Origin of the sequence: Bradyrhizobium sp., assembly GCF_035935975.1 — a bacterium.
Taxonomy (GTDB): domain Bacteria; phylum Pseudomonadota; class Alphaproteobacteria; order Rhizobiales; family Xanthobacteraceae; genus Bradyrhizobium.
Genome location: NZ_DASYWN010000010.1, coordinates 133184 through 153148, shown reverse-complemented (window position 1 = coordinate 153148; position 19965 = coordinate 133184). Strand labels below are relative to the sequence as shown.

Genomic DNA, 19965 nt, shown 5'->3' with positions numbered 1-19965 from the left:
CGCAAATCCCTTCGTTTACTGCGCCTCGTCCAGCGCGCAGGTCACCGTGCAGACGACGCCGCGCGGCAGGAAATCGACGGTTGCTTCGCCGCCGAGCTGGTCGCGGGCGCTGCGCTCGATCAGGCGCGAGCCGAAGCCGCGCTGCACCGGCGCCGTCACCGGCGGCCCGCCGATCTCGGTCCAGATCAGCCGCAACCGCGGCTTCGGGCTGTCGGCGATCACCTCCCACTCCAGCGTCACCCGTCCGGTATCGTTGGAGAGCGCTCCGTATTTCGCGGCATTGGTGGCGATCTCGTGCACGATCATCGACAGCACCACGGCAAGCCGCGGCGACAGCGGCACCGCAGGTCCGCCGATCCGGATGCGGTCGGGCGCATTGAGCAGGAACGGCTGGAGCGCACGCGCGACGACGTCCTTCAGCTCGGAGCCCGCCCATTTCTCCTGGCTGAGCAGATTATGCGCCTCTGCGAGTGCGCCGAGACGGCCCTCGAACTTGGCCCGCTCCTCACGGCTCGCGCTGCGGAAGGTCTGCACCGCGATCGCCTGCATCAGGGCCAGCGTGTTCTTGACGCGGTGGTTGAGCTCCTCGATCAGGAGATCGTGCAGCATCTCGCCGCGCGCGATCGTCGTCGCCATCCTGACCGCGAAGGTGAGGCCGATCAGCAGCAGGATGCCGCCGATCAGGCCGGTGATGGCGATGTTGCGCCAGAGCGGCGCGATCAGCGAGCTCTCGGGGACGCCCGCGGCCACCGTCCAGGCCGTGAGTTGCGATCGGGTGTAGGCGGATGCGAGCGGAACGCCGTCCAGCGAGACCGATGACAGCGTTGCCTCGGGCGCGCGGAACATCTCCGCATAGAGCGAGGGCGATGCGCGCTTGCCGAAGGTCTCACCGGGGTTCGGCACGCGTGCGAACACGGTGCCCTTGGCGTCGAGCAGGGACACCGTCCATTGCCGGTCGGGTCGCTGCTTCTCGACCAGCTCCTGGAAGATGCTGACCGGCGGGCTGAAGCTGAGGTCGTAGATCACCTCGCCGTTGCGAAACACCGGCACATCGACGGTCAGAACCTGCCGTCCGTTGAACACGCCGGTGAACAGGTCGGAATATTGCGGCGCCTTGGCCGCGAACACCTTCTCGACGATCTCCAGATTGCCCCGCGGCGGCAGGCTCGCAATGTCTTCGGTCGCCGAGGAGAACAGCAGGCGGCCCTTGCGGTCGGAGATCAGCAACAGGCCGCCCTTGCCGTACTGGTCGAGAAAGCCGAGCGCGATGCGACGGAAATTCGGGAAGTCGTCGTTGCGCAGCGAGTTCGTCAGCGCGAGCACCTGCAGGCTGCCGGTCATCCGCTGCACCTCGGAATCCAGCACCAGGCGCATGCTGCGCACGTTCTCCAGCACGCGGCGGGTCGCGTCGCTGCGATCCTGCTTGTAATGGTAGAACGCGATGCCGACCGCGAAGATGATCATGGGCAGCGTCGTTCCCGCGACCAGGAGAGCGAGCCGGACCGGCAAAGTGAGCTTGGACAAGCGGAAGTACCCTGGTTCCGGCACGACGATGCCGGACAGGCGGAGCATAATGCAGTACCGCCGTGGCGCCACTGCGCTTTTAGGAGGGCTTGCGCGCCCGCGTCTGCGCAGCGCGCAAGTTGCAGTGCAATAGCCGCTTACAGATTGCTTTCGGTGATCGCCGCATAGACCATGCTGCGCAGCTCGCGGCGGAGCGGATAGGCGCTCGACGGCAGAACCTGCGTCATGAAGATGGTGATCAGCTCCTCGGCCGGATCGATCCAGAACGAGGTGGTGGCCGCGCCGCCCCAATTATATTCGCCGGCGCTGCCGGCGATCAGCGTCTCGGCCGGGCGCATGGTGACGGCGAAGCCGAGGCCGAAGCCGATGCCGTTATAGGTTGCCTCCGAGAACAGCGAGCGTGACACTTCCGGCAGCGCGCGGCCGCCCGGAATGTGGTTGCTCGTCATCAGGGCCAGCGTCTTCGGCCCGATCAGCCTGCCGCCGCCGAGCTCACCGCCGTTGAGCAGCGCGCGGCAGAAGGTGAGATAGTCGGCCACGGTCGAGCACAGTCCGCCGCCGCCGGAGATGAAGGCGGGCGGCGACAGGAACGAGCTCGTGGTCGGGTCGTCCTGCAGCGTCAGCCCCTCGCGGCGCTGGCCGGCATGGAAGGTGAATCCACCGCCGGGATCGGCGTTGTAGCAGGCGGCGAAACGGTGCGCCTTCGAGGCCGGCACGTGGAAATCCGTGTCGGTCATGCCGAGCGGATCGAGAATACGCTGCTTGAGGAACTGCTCGAACGGCATTCCCGAGATCTTGCCGACGAGGTAGCCGACCACGTCGGTTGCGACCGAATAGTTCCAGGAGTCGCCCGGCGAGAACTCCAGCGGAATCTTTGCCAGGCCCTCGATCATGCTCTGGAGCGTGCCCGACTTTTCGACCTCTCCGATCTTTTCGCTGCGATAGGCGGCATCGACATTGGAGCGCTGCTGGAATCCGTAGGTGAGGCCGGCGGTGTGGCGCAGGAGATCGACGATCAGCATCGGCCGGGACGGCGGCCGGGTCAGGAAGGCCGGCGCGGTGCCGGCCACGAAGACGCCGAGATCCTTCCATTCCGGAATGTATTTGGCGACCGGCTCGTCGATCGCGACGAGGCCTTCCTCGACCAGCATCATGAAGGCGACGCTGGTGAGCGGCTTGGTCATGGAATAGATGCGGTAGATGGTGTCGTCCTTGACCGGCGCCTTGCGCTCGACGTCGGCAAAGCCCTGGACCGAGCTGTGGGCGATCTTGCCGCGGCGATAGACCAAGAGATGCGTGCCCGGGAAGCGGCCGGCATCGATGTACCGGTTCTTCAGGTGCGCATCGACGCGTTCGAGCGCGGCCTTGGACATGCCGACGGATTCGGGCGAGGCAGGGGTAGGGGCGAGCATCAGTTCCTCCGGGCAGTTTCTCGAAAAGGTGATAGCCAAATGGCGGCCTCATTCCAAGCCGGTCGCGCTTAACGCGAGGCCGCCCCTTGGTGTAGGCTCCAGTCTGGAACGCCTCCAGGAAGACCCAAGGAAAACCCAGGGATTCCGGCCGGGCCAACGAGAAAACGCAGGGCAAACGCACCATGACGCAGTTCAACGAGACCGAACTCACCGAAGCCGTCGTCCAAAGCTTCGACCAGACGCCGAACCCGCGGGCGAAATTCCTGCTCCAGGAATTGGTGAAGTCGCTGCACGATTACGTGAGCAAGACCGGTCTCACCTTCGAGGAATGGGAGTATGCGATCGACTTCCTGACCCGCACCGGCCAGAAATGCACCGACACCCGCCAGGAGTTCATCCTGCTGTCCGACGTGCTCGGCGTCTCCATGCTGGTCGATGCGGTCAACCATCGCGACCGCGACGGCGCCACGGAGACGACGGTGCTCGGCCCGTTCTACGTCGGCGAGCACAAGGTGACCGCGCACGGCACCGACATCTCCCCGAACAACCAGACCGGCGAGCGGATGTTCGTGCAGAGCCGGGTCACCGACCTGAAGGGCAAGCCGCTTGCGAACGTCCCGGTCGACGTCTGGCATGCCGACGACGACGGCTTCTACGATTCCCAGAAGGCCAATTACGACGAGGTCGGCGCCTCGGCGCGGGCGCGCTTCATCACCGACAGCGACGGCCGCTTCTTCTTCAGAACTATATTGCCGTGCAGCTACCCGATCCCGACCGACGGCCCGGTCGGCGAGATGATCGTGCAGACCAACCGCCACCCGATGCGTCCGGCGCATGTGCATTTCCTGGTCAATGCGAAGGGCTATGAGCCGCTGATCACCCACGTCTTCATGGACGGCGACAAATATCTGGATTCCGACGTGGTGTTCGGGGTCAAGGACGAGCTCGTCGCCAAGGTCGAGCCGCGCAACGATGCGGCGATGCCCGACGGCACCAAGGCAAACGGGCAGTGGCACCTGATGACCTACGAATTCCACCTCAAGCCCGGCGGCGGCATGGCGCCGAAACCGCTGGGAACGAAGGCGGCGGAGCCGGCGTGAGCGCGCGCTGCTTCGGCTATCGCAGCCGAAGCACTGCAAGCAGCACGATCACGATGCAGGCCAGCATCGCCGTGGTCAGCTTCCAGAACAGCAGCGGGTTGCGCTCCAGCAGGGGCGTGGTCCGCGTGGCGAGATAGGCGGGATTGGGATTTCTGAGCTCGAAGACGAACTCGGAGAGGTCCTCGTGGCGCTTGTAGGGGTCGGGATGCAGCGCCTTCCTCAGCGCGCCGTCGATCCAGCCGGGGATGCCGCGTTCGGCATCGATCGCGGGACGGTATCGCAATTTCCACGCGTCCGACCTTCCGCGAATTTTTGCAAGCTGGGCGCCATAGGGAAGATGCCCGGTGAGCATATGGTAGCAGATCGCGGCCAGTGAAAACATGTCGGAGCGGGGCGATCCGCCTTCGCCGAGGAAATACTCCGGGGCCGTGTACTGGACCGTGCCGAGGATCTCCGCGTCGGCCGCTCCAGGCGCAGCCTCAGCGACGCCGGCGACCCTGACCGAGCCGAAGTCGATGATCTTCGCGGTGCCGGTCTTGTCGATCAGGACGTTGTCGGGCCTTAGATCCTGGTGCAGCATCTCCATGCGGTGGAAGGCGCGAAGCCCAATAGCGATCTGCTCGACGATCCTGCGGACCGTTTCCAGATCGGGCCTGGGGTTATCGAGCATCCACTGCCGCAGTGTCTGGCCCTCGATGAACTCGGTCGCGACGTAAAGATAGTTGCGCCGGGTCGATCGCGTTCGCGGCTTGAGCACATACGGACTGTCGATCCGCCGTGCGATCCATTCCTCCATCAGGAAGCGTTTCAGATAGGCCTGGTTGTCGCGCAGGTCGATCGAGGGAATTTTGAGCGCGACCGCTTCCTCGGTGTCGGCATCGACAGCGAGATAGATGTGGCTCCGGCTGCTGCCGTGGATCTCCCGGATGATCCGGTAGCCATCGAACATCGCCCGGGGTTCGAGCAGCGGCGGCAGCGGCAGCGCGGAGGCCTGATCGAACACGCCGGATTCCTGCTCCGGCACCGCATCGATCCGCAGGATCTGCACCGTGATGTTGTCATCGCTGCCGCGGCGATAGGCCTCCTCGACGATTGTCTTGGCCGCATTGTCGAGCACACCGGCGTGCTCGTCGATGGCGCTCGTGACGAACCGCGCATCGACGAATTCATAGGCGCCGTCGGTTGCCAGCAGGAAGGTGTCGCCGGCCTGGATCTCGACGGTCTGGTAGTCGATCTCGAGCTGCGGATTGATGCCGAGCGCACGGCCGAGATAGGTCTGCTCCGACGACACGATGATCCGGTGATCGTCGGTCAGTTGTTCGAGCGCCTTGCCGGCGACGCGGTAGATGCGGCAGTCGCCGACATGGAAGATGTGCGCGGTGGTCGCCTTGATGACCATGGCGCTGAGGGTGCAGACATAGCCCTTGTCGCGGTCATAGGCATATTGGCTCTTGCGCGTCTGCGCATGCAGCCAGGAATTGGTCGCCTCCAGCACGCGGCGGGCGGAGGTCTTCACCGTCCAGGATTCCGACGTGCAGTAATAGTCCATCAGGAAGCTCTTGACCGCGGACTCGCTGGCGATCTGGCTCACCGTGCTGCTGGAGATGCCGTCGGCGAGAACGGCCGCAATGCCTTTCAGGCTGAGCAGCGGTTCTTCCGGAATCAGAACGCCGTGAAAATCCTGGTTGACGGGTTTGCGGCCCCTGTCGGAGTGCTGGCCGATCGAAATCAGGAGACCGCGGGTCATCGTCGTCACCAAGGCAAAGAGAGCCTCACCCTAACCGGGCTAGGCTCTCTTGTTGAGGTGCGTATCGATCAGGCCGCGACGCGGGGCGGCGTGGTCTTGCCGGCCTGGCGCTTCGGCTGCGTCATGACATGCGTGGTGTAGAGGGTCAGGCCGGTGAAGGCGAGGCCGCCGACGAGGTTGCCGAGCACGGTCGGGATCTCGTTCCAGATCAGATAGTCCATGATCGAGAATTTTGCGTGCAGCATCAGGCCCGACGGGAACAGGAACATATTCACCACCGAGTGCTCGAACACCATGTAGAAGAACACAAGGATCGGCATCCACATCGCGATGACCTTGCCGGGGACCGAGGTCGAGATCATGGCGCCGACGACGCCGGTCGAGACCATCCAGTTGCAGAGCATGCCGCGCATGAACAGCGTCGCCATGCCGGCCGCGCCGTGCGCGGCATAGCCCAGCGTTCGGCCTTCGCCGATATTGCCGATGGCGGTGCCGATCTTGTCGGGGTCCTGCGTGAAGCCGAAGGTCGTGACGAAGGCCATCATGAAGGCGACCGTGAACGCGCCTGCAAAGTTGCCGACGAACACCAGGCCCCAGTTGCGCAGCACGCCGTTGAGGGTGACGCCCGGGCGCTTGTCGATCAAGGCGAGCGGCGAGAGCACGAACACGCCGGTCAGGAGGTCGAAGCCCAGCAGATAGAGCATGACGAAGCCGACCGGAAACAGGAGCGCGCCGACCAGCGGCTGGCCGGTGTTCACGTTAATGGTGACGGCAAACCAGGCGGCGAGAGCGAGGATGGCGCCGGCCATATAGGCCCGGATGATGGTATCCCGGGTGGACATGAAGATCTTGGACTCGCCTGCATCCACCATCTTGGTGACGAATTCCGAAGGCGCGAGATACGACATCAATGGTTCCTTTTGCTTCATAAGTGAAATCGACACGCCCAAGAGAGCGTGGCGAGAGCGCGGCTGAACGTCATTGGCCGTGCGGACGGGGTCGCCGCGCACGAGGGCTATGGATTGTCTGGAAGCCTTGGGAATCGCGTCACGAGGACTGAGCCGGGAAGGGCCGCGAAGCAGTTGAGCTTCCGGGATGCGGCCGCCAGAGGCCGCAACAATGCGGCGAGCCGCAGTCTTCGTTGACGCCAACAGAAATGCAAGTTGCGTGCCGTCTCGGCGCGTCAGGAAAAATGTGCGATATCAATCGGATAAGGACTAACTCACCCCGGCCTTTGCGGTCCCTGCGGCTCGTTGGTTAGGCGACTGCATAAGAATTGTGCGACGCACAAGGAATAAGCAGGTCGCAAATTTCGCGTGCGCCACAGATCTGCGACAGACTGGCGCGGCTCGTATAACTAATTGATCTTTGGTCGTTTTTAGCGGCCATGGGCTTGGCATGAAGCTTGAATAGTTCCAGGCCGACGCCATTGAAGCCGTCCCGCGAGACTTCTCATCCGAATTTGCTGACGCCACCAAGACGGGGGTCTCCCCCGTCATGCGTTCGCATGCGCCTTTTTCGGGCGTCACGGACGGACGGGCTGCTCGTGCGCACTGACGCAATCATTCGCAACGACGCAAAGGACGACATCGCCTATGACCAAGCGCATTCGCCGGCCTTCGGGCCTCAGCCGCCGTCAATTGTTGAAGGCTGCCGGCTCGACCGCCGCACTTCTCGCCGCTGCCAAGCTCAATTTCCCCGCCGGCGCTTTCGCGCAGGATGCAGGCCCCGAGGTCAAGGGTGCCAAGCTCGGCTTCATCGCGCTGAGCGATGCCGGTCCGCTCTTCGTCGCCAAGGACAAGGGCCTGTTCGCCAAATACGGCATGCCCGATGTCGACGTGCAGAAGCAGGCCTCCTGGGGCACCACGCGCGACAATCTCGTGCTCGGCTCCGAGGGCAACGGCATCGACGGCGCGCACATTCTCACCCCGATGCCGTATCTGATCTCGGCCGGCAAGGTGACGCAGAACAACCAGCCGACCCCGATGTACATCCTGGCGCGGCTCAATCTCGACAGCCAGTGCATCTCGGTGTCCAACGAATATGCCGACCTCAAGCTCGGCGTCGATGCCGCCTCGTTCAAGGCGGCGCTGGAGAAGAAGAAGGCCTCCGGCAAGTCGGTGAAGGCCGCTATGACCTTCCCCGGCGGCACGCATGATCTCTGGATCCGCTACTGGCTCGCCGCCGGCGGCATTGATCCCGACAAGGACATCGAGACCATCGTGGTGCCGCCGCCGCAGATGGTGGCCAACATGAAGGTCGGCACCATGGACTGCTTCTGCGTCGGCGAGCCCTGGAACCTGCAGCTGATCCACCAGAATATCGGTTACACCGCGGTCACCACCGGCGAGCTCTGGAACAAGCATCCGGAGAAATCCTTCGGCATGCGCGCCGCGTTCGTGGACAAATATCCGAAGGCAGCCAAAGCGCTGCTGATGGCGGTGATGGAAGCCCAGCAATGGTCGGACAAGGCCGAGAACAAGGCCGAGCTGGCCGCCATCATGGGCAAGCGGCAATGGATGAACTGCCCGGTCGAAGACGTGCTCGACCGCACCGCCGGCAAGTTCGACTACGGCATCCCCGGCAAGGTGGTCGAGAACTCGCCGCACATCATGAAGTACTGGCGTGACTTCGCTTCCTATCCGTTCCAGAGCCACGACCTCTGGTTCCTCACCGAGGACATCCGCTGGGGCAAGTATGAAGCGAATTTCGACACCAAGGCGCTGATCGCCAGGGTCAACCGCGAGGACATGTGGCGCGATGCGGCCAAGACGCTCGGCGTTTCGGCTGCCGAGATCCCGGCCTCGACGTCGCGCGGCAAGGAGACCTTCTTCGACGGCAAGGTGTTCGATCCCGAAAATCCGGCGGCCTATCTGAAGTCGCTCGCGATCAAGCGCGTCGAAGTCTGATGGAGCCCTGCGGCCGCCCGCGAGGCGGCCGCATCGTCCCTGGGAAGCCGGAGAGATATCGCGATGAACATGCCTGCCACGAAGATTGAGGTTGAGACTGCGGCGCCCGCGGCCGTTGCCGCGCCTGTCGTCGCGATGACGCCGAAGCGGCCGCCGCGCGCCGAGACTTACGCACGGATGGCAAAGGAGACCGCCGTGCGCGTGATCCCGCCGCTGGTCGTGATCGCGCTCCTGACGCTGGTGTGGGAGCTGGTCTGCCGGAGAGCCGGCTCGGCGCTGCCGCCGCCGTCGAAAGTGTTCAAGGACACCAAGGAGCTGATCCTCGATCCGTTCTTCGACCATGGCGGCATCGACAAGGGGTTGTTCTGGCATCTCTCCGCCAGCCTCCAGCGCGTCGCACTCGGCTATTCGCTGTCCGCCATCGCCGGCATCGCGCTCGGCGTGCTGGTCGGGCAGTCGGTCTGGGCGATGCGCGGTCTCGATCCGCTGTTCCAGGTGCTGCGCACGATCCCGCCGCTGGCCTGGCTGCCGCTCTCGCTTGCGGCGTTCCGTGACGGCCAGCCCTCGGCGATCTTCGTCATCTTCATCACCTCGATCTGGCCGATCATCATCAACACCGCGGTCGGTATCCGCAACATCCCGCAGGACTACCGCAACGTTGCTGCGGTGGTGCAGCTCAATCCGCTCGAGTTCTTCGGCAAGATCATGATCCCGGCGGCAGCACCCTACATCTTCACGGGCCTTCGCATCGGCATCGGCCTGTCCTGGCTCGCGATCGTCGCCGCGGAAATGCTGATCGGCGGCGTCGGCATCGGCTTCTTCATCTGGGACGCCTGGAACTCCTCGCATATCAGCGAGATCATCCTGGCGCTGTTCTATGTCGGCATCGTCGGCTTCGTGCTCGATCGCCTGATCGCGGGCCTCGGCAAGATCGTCACCCGCGGCACTGCCACAAGCTAAGGGGGAAGGGACACATGACCGCCTATCTGAAGCTCGACCACATCGACAAGATCTTCACCCGCGGCGCTGCCACCACGGAGGTGCTGAAGGACATCAACCTGACCATCGAGAAGGGACAGTACGTCTCGATCATCGGTCATTCCGGCTGCGGCAAGTCGACCCTGCTCAACATCATCGCGGGATTGACCACGGCTTCGACCGGCGGCGTGCTGCTGGAGAACCGCGAGGTCAACTCGCCGGGGCCCGATCGCGCCGTGGTGTTCCAGAACCACAGCCTGCTGCCGTGGCTCACCGTGTACGAGAACGTCAAGCTCGGCGTCGACAAGGTTTTTGCCAGGACCAAGACGAAAGCCGAGCGCGACGCCTGGGTGATGCACAATCTCAATCTGGTGCAGATGGCCCATGCCAGGGACAAGCGTCCATCCGAAATCTCCGGCGGCATGAAGCAGCGCGTCGGCATTGCCCGTGCGCTGGCGATGGAGCCGAAGGTGTTGCTGCTGGACGAGCCGTTCGGCGCGCTCGACGCGCTGACCCGCGCGCATTTGCAGGACTCCGTGATGGCGCTGCATCAGAAGCTCGGCAACACCATTTTGATGATCACCCACGACGTCGACGAAGCGGTGCTGCTGTCCGACCGCATCGTGATGATGACGAACGGGCCGAGCGCGCGGATCGGCGAGGTGCTGGAGGTTCCGCTCGCGCGGCCGCGCAAGCGGCTCGAGCTCGCCACCAACACCACCTACTTGAAGTGCCGGCAGCGCGTGCTCGAATTCCTCTATGAGCGTCACCGCTTCGTCGAGGCCGCGTAAACACGTCGTTAACGCGCGAAAGCGCTGCGCCTAATTTGAGATCATGGAGCTCAATCCTTGTGCGCCGCACAGGGATTGAGCGAATCGCAAAATTTGCGTGCGAAATAGCCCTGCAAAAATTTCGGGCAATTCGAATAAGTTGCTGAATTCCCTCTATTTCCCGATCGCGGCGAGTTGGCACGGAAGTTGAATTACCTTGTCCGACGCCAACGACGACGTCCCTCAACATCATCAATCAGCATCGTGAACTCGCCACCGGGGCTTGGCCTCGGCGCGCACCTCCGTGGCCGGAGGCAGAGCCTGCAACGACGCAGCGGTGAGCCTGGAAGGGATAAGCAATGACGAAAAGTCCTACTTGGATTTCCGACTGGCGCCCCGAAGACGAGGCGTTCTGGAATGCGGGCGGTAAAACCATCGCCCGGCGTAACCTGATCTGGTCCATCGTCGCCGAGCATATCGGCTTCTCGGTGTGGCTGATCTGGAGCATCGTCACCACCAAGCTGCCGCAGGCGGGTTTCCATTACACCACCGACCAGCTGTTCCAGCTCGTCGCGGTGCCGGGGCTGATCGGCGCATTGATGCGCTTCCCCTACACCTTCGCGGTCACCACCTTCGGCGGCCGCAACTGGACCATCTTCAGCGCGGCGATCCTGTTCATTCCGACGCTGTCGCTCGCCTATTTCGTGAGCCAGCCCGATACGCCGTTCTGGCTGATGCTGCTGGTGGCCTCGACCGCCGGCCTCGGCGGCGGCAATTTCGCCTCCAGCATGACCAACATCTCCTTCTTCTTCCCTGACCGGATGAAGGGTTGGGCGCTGGGGCTGAATGCGGCCGGCGGCAATATCGGCGTCTCCAGCGTGCAGCTCCTGACCCCGATCCTGATGACGCTCGCCGTCATCAACCTGTTCCAGGCTTCTCCGGTCGACGGCATCTTCCTGCAGAACGCCGGCCTGATGTGGGTGCTGCCGATCGCGATCGCGGTGTTCGGCGCAGTGTTCTTCATGAACAACCTCACCTCGGCGAAGTCGTCGATCAAGAACCAGCTTGCCGTCGTCAAGCGCAAGCACACCTGGATCATGGCGTATCTCTATATCGGGACGTTCGGATCCTTCATCGGCTACTCCGCGGCGTTTCCGCTGCTGATCAAGACGCAGTTTCCGTCCGTGACGATTTCGATCGCGTTCCTCGGGCCGCTGGTCGGTTCGCTGTCGCGACCGCTCGGTGGGTTGCTTGCCGACAGGATCGGTGGCTCCATCCTGACCTTCTGGAATTTCATCGCGATGGCGGCGGCGACGGTCGGCGTGCTCTACTTCGTCGGGCACAAGGACTTCATCGGCTTCCTGTCGATGTTCCTGATCCTGTTCGTGACGACGGGCATCGGCAACGGCTCGACCTACCGCATGATCCCCTCGATCTTCCGCGAGCAGAACCTGTTCAAGGTGCGCGGCAAGGGCGATGCGGCACGTGCGGCTGCGTTGAAGACGGCGAGCATCGAGAGCGGTGCGGCGGTCGGTTTCATCGGCGCGGTCGGCGCCGTCGGCGGCTATCTGATCCCGAGCGGCTTCGGCAAGTCGATCGCCATGACCGGTGGCCCGTCGCTCGCGCTCGCGATCTATCTCGCCTTTTACGCCTCCTGCCTCGGCCTGACCTGGTGGTTCTATCTGCGTCGCGGTCCGCAGAGCGAAGGCGCGCCAAGCCTTGCCGAGGCGCGTGTCTGAGACTTGGTACGAAAATCGCTTCTCTCCGTAAGCGGGGAGAAGCCGCTCTGATGACGTTTGACCCATGAACTTTTTCCGCAACGGCGCGGACAAAGGCAGACCGAAACAGACAGGAGACCACCATGACGCCTCAGCAGATCGCCCTCGTGCAACAGAGCTTTTCCAAGGTCGCGCCGATTTCAGAAGCAGCCTCCGGGTTGTTTTACGACCGCTTGTTCGAGGTCGCGCCGTCGGTGCGCGCGATGTTTCCCGAGGACATGACCGAGCAGCGCAAGAAGCTGATGGGCATGCTCGCTGCCGTCGTCAGCGGCCTGTCGAACCTCGAGACGATCCTTCCCGCGGCCTCCGCGCTCGCCAAGCGCCACGTCGCCTACGGCGCCAAGGCCGAGCACTATCCCGTGGTCGGCGCGACCCTGCTGTGGACCCTGGAGAAGGGGCTCGGCGAGGCCTGGACGCCCGAGCTCGCCACCGCCTGGACCGACGCTTACGGCGTGCTGTCCGGCTACATGATTTCCGAAGCCTACGGCGCGAAGGCGCAGGCCGCCGAATAGGAGATGCCTTGTGAGTGAACCGCTGGTCATCGTCGGTAACGGTATGGCGGCAGCGCGTCTGGTTGACGAGCTCGCCAAGACCTCGCTCGGCCGCTACGCGGTCGCTGTGATCGGCGAAGAGCCCCGGCTCGCTTATAACCGCGTCCTGCTCTCCTCCGTGCTGGCCGGCGAGACCGGCTCGCACGAGATCGAGCTGCGGCCGGCGGACTGGTGGCGCCATCGCGGCGTCACCGTGCGCTACGGCTATCGCGTCACCGAGATCGACACCGGCCGCCGCGAGCTCAAGATCGCGGGCGAAGAGAGCATGGAATATTCCAAGCTCGTGCTCGCGACGGGATCGACGCCGCTGCGGCTCAACGTGCCCGGCGCCGATCTCGCCGGCGTTCACACCTTTCGCGATACGCGCGACGTCGACCTGCTGCTGACGCTTGCGGCCGCCAAGAAGCGCGTCGTCGTGGTCGGCGGCGGTCTGCTCGGGCTTGAAGCCGCCTACGGCCTCGCCAAGGCCGGCGCGCCCGTGACGCTGCTGCATCTGATGGACCGGCTGATGGAGCGTCAGCTCGATCTGCCGGCCGCCGATCTGCTCAAGACGCTGGTCGAACGCAAGGGCATCCGCATTCTGCTCAATGCCTCCACGGCCCGCATTGACGGCGAGGGACATGTCGAGGCCGTCGAGCTCGCCGACGGCAGCCGCATCGAGGCCGACGCGGTGATCTTCGCCGCCGGCATCAGGCCGAACATTGCGCTCGCCAAGGAGGCCGGCATTGCAGTCAACCGCGGCATCGTCGTCAACGACGAGATGCAGACGGCATCGCCCGGCATCTACGCACTCGGCGAATGCGCCGAGCATCGTGGCACCTGCTATGGCCTGGTCGAGCCCGCCTATGAGCAGGCGCGCGTGCTGGCGCGGCATCTCGCCGGCCGGCCCGCCACCTATCCGGGCAGCGTGGTCTCGACCAATCTGAAGGTCTCGGGCGTCAGCGTGTTCTCCGCCGGAGATTTCATGGGCGGGGAAGGCAGCGAGAGCCTCGTGCTGTCGGACCGCAGGCGCGGCACCTACAAGAAGCTCGTCATCGCCGACGGCCGGCTCACCGGCGCGGTGCTGATCGGCGATACCATCGATGCGCTCTGGTATCTCGAGCTGATCCGCAATCGCGAGAAAGTCGCGGCGATCCGCGCCGACATGATGTTCGGCCGCGCGCTCGCGCTTCCCTCGAAGGCAGCCTGATATGACGGCGATCGACCCGACACTACGCACCACCAAGACAACCTGTCCCTATTGCGGCGTCGGCTGCGGCGTGCTGGCAACGCCTGATGGCAAGGGCGGCGCGGCGATCGCGGGCGATCCGGATCATCCCGCCAATTTCGGCCGGCTGTGCTCCAAGGGCTCGGCGCTGGGTGAGACCGTCGGGCTCGAGAGCCGGCTGCTCTATCCGATGATCCGCTGCAAGGGCGTGCTGGAGCGCGTCGCCTGGAGCGACGCGCTGGATCACGTCGCCCACCGCATGCAGCACATCGTCGCGCGCGACGGCGCCAACGCAGTCGCCTTCTATCTCTCCGGCCAGCTCCTCACCGAGGATTATTACGTCGCCAACAAGCTGATGAAGGGCTTTGTCGGCACCGCGAATGTTGACACCAATTCGCGGCTGTGCATGTCGTCCTCGGTCGCCGGCCATCGCCGCGCCTTCGGCGCCGACACCGTGCCCGGCTGCTACGAGGATCTCGATCAGGCCGATCTGCTGGTCTTCGTCGGCTCGAATGCCGCCTGGTGCCACCCCGTCCTGTTCCAGCGCATGTTGAAGAACCGTGGGGAGCGCGGCGCCCGCATGATCGTGATCGATCCGCGCCGCACCGACACCGCAAGCGACGTCGACCTGTTCCTCGGCCTCAAGCCCGGCACCGACACCGCGCTGTTCTCCGGCCTGTTCGTCCATCTCGCCGACAATTGCGCGCTGGATCAGGATTACATCGCACAGAACACGAGCGGCTTCGACGATGCGCTGGCGCGCGCACGCAACATCGCCGGCAGCGTCACCGCGACCGCGCTGGCGACGGGGCTGTCCGAGCAGGACGTCGCCGCCTTCTTCAAGATGTTCCGCGACACGCCCCGCGTCGTCACGCTCTACTCGCAGGGCGTCAACCAGTCCGCGCAGGGCACCGACAAGGTCAATGCGATCCTGAACTGTCACCTTGCGACGGGCCGTATCGGCAAGCCGGGCGCCTCGCCGTTCTCGCTCACCGGCCAGCCCAACGCGATGGGCGGCCGCGAGGTCGGCGGTCTCGCCAACCAGCTCGCAGCGCACATGAACTTCACGCCGCCGGACATCGACCGCGTCAGGCGGTTCTGGAAGGCGCCGCGCATCGCCACCCATGAGGGATTGAAGGCGGTTCAGCTGTTCGAGGCGATCAACCGCGGCGAGGTCAAGGCGCTGTGGGTGATGGGCACAAACCCCGCGGTGTCGTTGCCCGATGCCGACTTCGTCCGCGACGCGCTGAAGAAGCTCGAGCTGTTCGTGGTGTCCGAGAACGTGCTCTCCAACGACACGGTCGAGGCCGGCCCGCATGTGCTGCTGCCGGCGCTCGCCTGGGGCGAGAAGTCGGGCACGGTGACCAACTCCGAGCGCCGCATCTCGCGCCAGCGCTCGTTCCTGCCGGCGCCGGGCGAGGCGCGGCCGGACTGGTGGATCCTCAGCGAGACCGCCAAGCGTCTCGGCTTCGGCGACAGCTTCAATTACAAATCCGCCGCCGATATTTTTCGCGAGCATGCCGCGCTTTCGGCGTTCGAGAACAACGGCAGCCGTGATTTCGACATCGGTGCGCTGACCTCGCTCTCCGACGAGGGCTTCGACGCGTTGAGGCCGGTGCAGTGGCCGCTGCGTGACGGCCAGGCGCCGGGCGAGCGGTTCTTCGCGAGCGGCGGCTTCTTCACCAATGATGGCAAGGGCCGCTTCGTCGCGCCCGAGATCCCGGCATTGCGCAGCGAGACCGGTCCGTCGCGTCCGCTACGGCTCAACACCGGCCGCATCCGCGACCAGTGGCACACCATGACGCGCACGGGGCTGAGCCAGCGGTTAGGTGCGCATCTGCCCGAGCCGTTCGTCGAGATCCATCCTGACGACGCGAGCAAGTACGGCATCGCCCATGACGGCTTTGCCCGCATCACCACCGATTACGGCCAGTGCATCCTGAAGGTCGTCGTCAGCGAGCGCCAGCAGCGCGGCACGCTGTTCGCGCCGATCCATTGGAGCGCGATGAACGCCTCGCACGGCCGCGTCGGCGCGCTGGTAGCACCGTTCACCGATCCGTTCTCGGGCCAGCCGGAGTCCAAGGCGACGCCGGCCGCCATCACGCCCTATGAATACGTCTTCCGCGGCTTTGCGTTGTCGCGCAAAGAGCTCGATCTGCCGCCAAACCTGATGTGGACCCGCGTCACCGTTGCCGGCGGCTTCGGCTATCTCTTCGCCGACAATGCCGATCTGTCGCGCTGGCCGGCCTGGCTCGACGGTGTTGCCGGCGAGGATGTCGCCGAATATCGCGACTTCGGCGGCGGCGTCTACCGCGCGGCGTCGTTTGCCGGAGATCGCATCGAGACCTGCCTGTTCGTCGGACCCGCGCATGACGCGGGCGACTGGGAGGTGGTGAAGAGCCTGTTCGTTGCCGACCAGGTCACCGACGATCAGCGCCGCATGCTGCTGTCGGGCAAATCCGGCGAAGGCGCCGCCTCGACCGGCCCGATCGTCTGCGCCTGCTTCGGCGTCGGCCGCGGCACCATTTGCGATGCCATCTCATCCGGCGCGCGCACGGCCGCCGAGATCGGCGCAAAGCTCAAGGCCGGCACCAATTGCGGCTCCTGCATCCCCGAGCTGAAGCGCCTGATCGCGACGACAGAGGTGGCGCCGGTGAAAGAGGCCAAGCTGGCTGGGGCGGCGGGGTAGGCGCACTTTCTTCATGCCACAAGACGGCCTCGTGCCCCGGACGCAGCGCATCACGAAGTGGTGCGCTGCAGAGCCGGGGCCCATCTAAAACGGGGTGCGTTTGGCCTTCTGGGTCCCGGCTCTGCGCAGCAACGCTGACGCGTTGCAGCGCGTCCGGGACACGAGATAGACCCGTGCTCACAATAGCGGTGCTTATCGAGGCCTGGTGCTGTCCCCCAACGCAGCCATGCCGGCTCCCCAATCGACGCGCCCGCGATTGTGCCCTATGTTGCCGCGCTCTCCCCTCAACAGCCATAAAAACAATAATGATGTACCTGGAAACGCCGCCGCGCCTGATCGAAACCAAAATCTTCTCCGCCATGCCCGACAAGTTTCGCCGCAAGGGCGTGCGGACCGATTGGGCCGATGCCAACCGGCCGGGTGTGCCGACCGACAGTTTCATCGAGGGGCCGTCCTTCGATAAGGACGGCAATCTCTACATCGTCGATATTCCCTTCGGTCGCATCTTCCGCATCGCGTCTGATGGCGAATGGTCGCTGGTCGTCGAATACGAAGGCTGGCCGAACGGGCTGAAGATCGCCGCCGACGGCCGCATCCTGGTGGCCGACTACATGCACGGCATCATGGAGCTCGACGCCAAAGCCGGCAGCATCAAGCCGGTCCTGACCGCGCGCAATTCGGAATCGTTCCGCGGCTGCAACGATCTGCATCTCGCTTCCAACGGCGACATCTTCTTCACCGATCAGGGCCAGACCGGCCTGCATGATCCCAGCGGTCGCGTCTATCGGCTGGCGCCGAGCGGCCGGCTCGATTGCCTGATCGACACCGGCATCAGCCCGAATGGCCTCGTGCTCGATCCCAGCGAGAGCGTGCTGTTCGTCGCGATGACGCGCGACAATGCGGTGTGGCGGCTGCCGTTCATGAAGGACGGCAGCGTCTCCAAGGTCGGCCGGTTTTGCTCGCTGTTCGGCACATCAGGTCCTGACGGCATGACGATAGATGCGGCGGGACGGCTGTTCGTCGGCCACGCTTCGCTCGGCCACGTCTTCGTGTTCGCGCCGAATGGCGAGCTGATCGCGCGGATCAAGTCCTGCGCGGGGCCGAACTGCACCAATGTCGCGATCGGTGGCGCGAAGAAGGATCGGCTCTATATCACGGAGTCAGCGACCGGCGGCGTGCTGGTCGCCGACATCAGCGGATTGAACTCCTGAGCGTGATGGCGGTTGCCTGAGCGAAAGAGTGGCATCGGAGCGAACATGAACTCAAAACCCTTCGGCAAGACCGGCGCCAATGTCTCCGTGATCGGGCAGGGCACCTGGTATCTCGACCATGGCGATCGCAAACGCGCGATCGCGGCGCTGCAGCGCGGGCTCGATCTCGGCATGACCCATATCGACACCGCCGAGATGTATGGCGATGCCGAGCTTGTCATTGCGGATGCGATCGCGGGCCGCCGCGATGAAGTGTTCCTGGTGTCAAAGGTGCTGCCGAGCAACGCCTCGCGCCGCGGCACCATTACAGCTAGCGAACGCTCGCTGAAGCGGCTGAAGACCGATCGGCTCGATTGCTACCTGCTGCACTGGCGCGGCTCGTATGATCTTGAAGACACCGTCGCTGCATTCGAAGAGTTGATGAAGGCCGGCAAGATCAAATCCTGGGGCGTCTCCAATTTCGACGCCGACGATCTCGACGAAATTCTCGAGGTCGCGGGCGAAGGCAAGATCGCCTGCAATCAGGTGCTCTATCATCTCAAGGAGCGCGCGATCGAGCATGCGGTGATCCCGTGGTGCGAGCGGCATGGCGTCGCTGTCGTTGCGTATTCGCCGTTCGGGCATGATGATTTTCCCGATGAACGCAGCAAGGGCGGCGCGGTGCTGGCGCGCATCGCAGAGGCGCGTCGTGCGACGCCGCGTCAGGTCGCGCTGAGCTTTCTCACCCGTGCGACTACGGTGTTCGCGATCCCGAAGGCCTCGTCTGCGGAACATGCCAGTGAAAATGCGGCCGCTGGTGAACTCGTGCTGACGAAAGAGGAGATTTCGGCGCTGGATGCGGCGTTTCCGCGCGGTCCGAAGCCACGCGGCCTGCCCATGCTGTAGTGCAGCAAAACGCGTTTTACTCGCATTCTTAATGGAGTATTGACGCGCGCGGACCTGAGTGCATATCGGCATCCTGTTTTCGGAAGTTGTGAAAGCGGCGCATTTGTCGTTCTTTACAAGCTGATCTCGATTCGTATTTTCCCCGGGTTCCTACAGTGACACCGCCGCCCGCCGCAGCCGCAAGGCTCGACCGTATCCCCATGCCTGCCGTGACGGAGAAGAAGCAGGAAGCTCGTCGTGCGCCTGCGCGCGTCGATCATCCCTTCAAGGGCATCGCGCTGGTGCTGCTGTCGACGGTGTTTCTCGGCTGCTCCGACGTCACCGCGAAATATCTCTCGACAAGCCTGCCGTCGATCGAGATCACCTGGATCCGCTTCGTCACCTTCGCGCTGATGTTCACGCCGGTGATGCTGCCGGGCTCGCCGCTGCACGGGATGCGCACCGAGCGGCTGAGCCTGCAGTTGATGCGCGGCGTCGCGCTGCTCGGCTCCTCGCTGTTCTTCATCACCGGCCTGCGCTTCCTTCCCATCGCGGAGGCCTCCGCCACCGGTTTCGTCTCGCCGCTGTTCGTCACCGCGCTGTCGATCATCTTCCTCAGCGAGAAGGTTGGCATGCGCCGTTGGATCGCGACCGCGATCGGCCTGATCGGCGTGATGATCATCCTGCGCCCTGGCTCGAACGCGTTCCACATCGCCGCCTTCTTCCCGATCGTCTCGGCGTTCTGCTGGGCTGCCGCGCTGATCATGACGCGCATGATGAGCGGGCGCGAAGCCGTGCTCACCACGATGGCCTATTCCGCGCTCACGGGTCTGGCGATCCTCAGCGTGATGGTGCCGTTCGTCTGGGTCACACCGACCTGGACGGGCATCGGCCTCGGCATCGTGATCGGTCTTGCCTCCACCATCGGCCAGTGGATCGTCGTGCTGGCCTATCGCTACGGCGATGCTTCGGTGCTGGCGCCGTTCTCCTACACGCAGCTGCTCTGGGTCAGCATTCTGGGCTTCTTCCTGTTCGGTGAAGTGCCTGACGTCTGGACCGTGACCGGTGCCGCCTTCATCGTCGCCAGCGGCCTCTACATCGCCCATCGCGAGCGCATCCGCCGAGCCCAGCTTCTGGTGCTGGAAGAGCGTTCCCCGAACCCCTGACGCAAGTTCGCGCGTCCTGATACGTGCTATCGATGGCTCCAACAAGCATGGGAGGAGCC

General features: G+C 64.3%; 15 protein-coding genes. 11 read left to right on the top strand and 4 right to left on the bottom strand.

What is annotated here, in order from left to right:
• Positions 1 to 15: 15 nt before the first annotated feature.
• A complete protein-coding gene (locus tag VGR99_RS04395) occupies positions 16 to 1524 on the bottom strand; it encodes a sensor histidine kinase (RefSeq protein ID WP_326897076.1) in 1509 nt (502 codons plus the stop codon).
• A gap of 137 nt (positions 1525 to 1661) precedes the next feature.
• Positions 1662 to 2936 carry a serine hydrolase domain-containing protein gene (locus VGR99_RS04390; RefSeq protein WP_326897075.1) on the bottom strand — a complete coding sequence of 425 codons (1275 nt, stop codon included), beginning with the start codon at positions 2934 to 2936 and terminating at the stop codon, positions 1662 to 1664.
• Positions 2937 to 3118: 182 nt separating this feature from the next.
• On the opposite strand from VGR99_RS04390, the gene VGR99_RS04385 reads away from it, so the two are divergent.
• A complete protein-coding gene (locus VGR99_RS04385; protein WP_326897074.1) occupies positions 3119 to 4036 on the top strand; it encodes an intradiol ring-cleavage dioxygenase in 918 nt (305 codons plus the stop codon).
• Between the two features lie 16 nt (positions 4037 to 4052).
• Here the strand turns inward: VGR99_RS04385 and VGR99_RS04380 are convergent, their stop codons facing one another.
• Together VGR99_RS04380 and VGR99_RS04375 are read right to left on the bottom strand one after the other, a co-directional pair.
• Entirely contained in the window at positions 4053 to 5783 is a 1731-nt protein-coding gene (locus VGR99_RS04380; RefSeq protein WP_326897073.1) for a bifunctional protein-serine/threonine kinase/phosphatase, read from the bottom strand.
• Positions 5784 to 5851: 68 nt separating this feature from the next.
• Positions 5852 to 6691 carry a formate/nitrite transporter family protein gene (locus VGR99_RS04375; protein WP_326897072.1) on the bottom strand — a complete coding sequence of 280 codons (840 nt, stop codon included), beginning with the start codon at positions 6689 to 6691 and terminating at the stop codon, positions 5852 to 5854.
• Between the two features lie 687 nt (positions 6692 to 7378).
• On the opposite strand from VGR99_RS04375, the gene VGR99_RS04370 reads away from it, so the two are divergent.
• From VGR99_RS04370 to VGR99_RS04325, 10 genes are all read left to right on the top strand, one after another.
• Positions 7379 to 8692, top strand: coding sequence for a CmpA/NrtA family ABC transporter substrate-binding protein (locus tag VGR99_RS04370; RefSeq protein ID WP_326897071.1), 1314 nt, complete (start codon positions 7379 to 7381; stop codon positions 8690 to 8692).
• A 63-nt stretch (positions 8693 to 8755) separates the two neighbouring features.
• Positions 8756 to 9652 (top strand): nitrate ABC transporter permease, encoded by an 897-nt coding sequence (gene ntrB / locus VGR99_RS04365; RefSeq protein WP_326897070.1) that lies wholly within the window; start codon positions 8756 to 8758, stop codon positions 9650 to 9652.
• A 14-nt stretch (positions 9653 to 9666) separates the two neighbouring features.
• Positions 9667 to 10461, top strand: coding sequence for an ABC transporter ATP-binding protein (locus VGR99_RS04360; protein ID WP_326897069.1), 795 nt, complete (start codon positions 9667 to 9669; stop codon positions 10459 to 10461).
• Positions 10462 to 10799: 338 nt separating this feature from the next.
• Positions 10800 to 12179 (top strand): MFS transporter, encoded by a 1380-nt coding sequence (locus VGR99_RS04355; protein WP_326897068.1) that lies wholly within the window; start codon positions 10800 to 10802, stop codon positions 12177 to 12179.
• Positions 12180 to 12301: 122 nt separating this feature from the next.
• On the top strand, positions 12302 to 12730 hold the full coding sequence (locus VGR99_RS04350) for a globin family protein (RefSeq protein ID WP_326897067.1): 429 nt from the start codon (positions 12302 to 12304) through the stop codon (positions 12728 to 12730).
• Between the two features lie 10 nt (positions 12731 to 12740).
• A complete protein-coding gene (locus tag VGR99_RS04345) occupies positions 12741 to 13958 on the top strand; it encodes an NAD(P)/FAD-dependent oxidoreductase (RefSeq protein ID WP_326897066.1) in 1218 nt (405 codons plus the stop codon).
• 1 nt (position 13959) lies between these two features.
• Entirely contained in the window at positions 13960 to 16665 is a 2706-nt protein-coding gene (locus VGR99_RS04340; RefSeq protein ID WP_326897065.1) for a molybdopterin-dependent oxidoreductase, read from the top strand.
• 308 nt (positions 16666 to 16973) lie between these two features.
• Positions 16974 to 17876 carry an SMP-30/gluconolactonase/LRE family protein gene (locus tag VGR99_RS04335; protein WP_326897216.1) on the top strand — a complete coding sequence of 301 codons (903 nt, stop codon included), beginning with the start codon at positions 16974 to 16976 and terminating at the stop codon, positions 17874 to 17876.
• 45 nt (positions 17877 to 17921) lie between these two features.
• Positions 17922 to 18761: an aldo/keto reductase gene (locus tag VGR99_RS04330; RefSeq protein WP_326897064.1), complete on the top strand. Its 840-nt coding sequence runs from the start codon at positions 17922 to 17924 to the stop codon at positions 18759 to 18761.
• A 200-nt stretch (positions 18762 to 18961) separates the two neighbouring features.
• Positions 18962 to 19906: a DMT family transporter gene (locus VGR99_RS04325; RefSeq protein ID WP_326897215.1), complete on the top strand. Its 945-nt coding sequence runs from the start codon at positions 18962 to 18964 to the stop codon at positions 19904 to 19906.
• Positions 19907 to 19965 lie beyond the last annotated feature (59 nt).

Coding starts and splice junctions, on each gene's coding strand:
- VGR99_RS04390 (WP_326897075.1), bottom strand. CDS start 2,936: ATGCTCGCCCCTACCCCTGCCTCGCCCGAATCCGTCGGCATGTCCAAG.
- VGR99_RS04385 (WP_326897074.1), top strand. CDS start 3,119: ATGACGCAGTTCAACGAGACCGAACTCACCGAAGCCGTCGTCCAAAGC.
- VGR99_RS04380 (WP_326897073.1), bottom strand. CDS start 5,783: ATGACCCGCGGTCTCCTGATTTCGATCGGCCAGCACTCCGACAGGGGC.
- VGR99_RS04375 (WP_326897072.1), bottom strand. CDS start 6,691: ATGTCGTATCTCGCGCCTTCGGAATTCGTCACCAAGATGGTGGATGCA.
- VGR99_RS04370 (WP_326897071.1), top strand. CDS start 7,379: ATGACCAAGCGCATTCGCCGGCCTTCGGGCCTCAGCCGCCGTCAATTG.
- ntrB (WP_326897070.1), top strand. CDS start 8,756: ATGAACATGCCTGCCACGAAGATTGAGGTTGAGACTGCGGCGCCCGCG.
- VGR99_RS04360 (WP_326897069.1), top strand. CDS start 9,667: ATGACCGCCTATCTGAAGCTCGACCACATCGACAAGATCTTCACCCGC.
- VGR99_RS04355 (WP_326897068.1), top strand. CDS start 10,800: ATGACGAAAAGTCCTACTTGGATTTCCGACTGGCGCCCCGAAGACGAG.
- VGR99_RS04350 (WP_326897067.1), top strand. CDS start 12,302: ATGACGCCTCAGCAGATCGCCCTCGTGCAACAGAGCTTTTCCAAGGTC.
- VGR99_RS04340 (WP_326897065.1), top strand. CDS start 13,960: ATGACGGCGATCGACCCGACACTACGCACCACCAAGACAACCTGTCCC.
- VGR99_RS04335 (WP_326897216.1), top strand. CDS start 16,974: ATGTACCTGGAAACGCCGCCGCGCCTGATCGAAACCAAAATCTTCTCC.
- VGR99_RS04330 (WP_326897064.1), top strand. CDS start 17,922: ATGAACTCAAAACCCTTCGGCAAGACCGGCGCCAATGTCTCCGTGATC.
- VGR99_RS04325 (WP_326897215.1), top strand. CDS start 18,962: ATGCCTGCCGTGACGGAGAAGAAGCAGGAAGCTCGTCGTGCGCCTGCG.